The organism is Dorea hominis (assembly GCF_014287705.1).
Classification (GTDB): Bacteria; Bacillota; Clostridia; order Lachnospirales; family Lachnospiraceae; genus Dorea_D; species Dorea_D hominis.
Map to the genome: position 1 here is coordinate 1 of NZ_JACOOY010000042.1, position 596 is coordinate 596.

At 42.1% G+C, this 596-nt stretch carries 2 rRNA genes; both read left to right on the forward strand.

The annotated features are described in order from the left end of the window. Positions 1-112 (forward strand): 16S ribosomal RNA (locus tag H8S07_RS14280); the annotation flags it as partial. Positions 113-180: 68 nt separating this feature from the next. Next, positions 181-298, forward strand: a 5S ribosomal RNA gene (gene rrf, locus H8S07_RS14285). The last annotated feature ends 298 nt before the right edge of the window (positions 299-596 follow it).

Genomic DNA, 596 nt, shown 5'->3' on the forward strand with positions numbered 1-596 from the left:
CGAAGTCAGTGACCTAACCGTAAGGAAGGAGCTGCCGAAGGTGGGACCGATAACTGGGGTGAAGTCGTAACAAGGTAGCCGTATCGGAAGGTGCGGCTGGATCACCTCCTTTCTAAGGATAGAAGTAAGGGTTGTGTCTATTGTTTAGTTATTAAGGCTGTCAAAAGCTTAATAATGATTTCTGGTGGCGATGCGCTTGGGGGTAACACCCGTTCCCATCCCGAACACGATGGTTAAGACCCAAGTGGCCGATGGTACTGCACTGGAGACGGTGTGGGAGAGTAGGTGGCTGCCAGAGTTTGAAAAAAGAAAAACTGGTTTTACCAGTGATCAGAGGATTGAAGGGATTCAGTTTTCTGATGACTGATGAAACAAGCAGTCAGAATGATAAGATGCGAAGTTCTAAAATCTATGATTTTATCGCTCATGGCATTACATGCCAATGCATCGAAAAGCATTTATGCTTAGACAAGCAAGCTTGTCACACATAACTGTTTTCGAATATTCGCATCTATATGTACCTTGAAAATTGCATATAAGAAATAGAAATGATAAGATAAATATCTTATTCAAGACATCCGAGGTAATTGTTATTA